The 230-nt window shown below is 60.0% G+C and carries 1 pseudogene; it reads right to left on the reverse strand.

Annotated elements, in window-relative coordinates:
- A pseudogene (locus KZZ07_RS27525) lies at positions 1 to 230 on the reverse strand (acetoacetate--CoA ligase); the annotation flags it as partial.

Raw genomic sequence — 230 nt, forward strand, 5'->3', positions numbered from 1 at the left:
GGCTGGTGCCGAAAAAACTCGCCCGGCTGTCTTGCAGGATTTGCCACAGCGCATCGGTGCCTGGCCAGGTGGGATGGCCGTCGTAAAGCACCGGGCGAACACCGCAGAGCAAGGCGCTGAACAAGGTGTTCCACATCATCCAGCCGGTGGTGGTGAAAATAAAGGCGGTGTCACCCGGACGAAAATCCAGGTGCAGATGCAGTGCTTTGAGCTGCTCCAGCAGAACCCCG

The sequence above is a fragment of the Mameliella sp. CS4 genome (assembly GCF_019392335.1).
In the GTDB taxonomy this organism is placed as follows: domain Bacteria; phylum Pseudomonadota; class Alphaproteobacteria; order Rhodobacterales; family Rhodobacteraceae; genus Antarctobacter.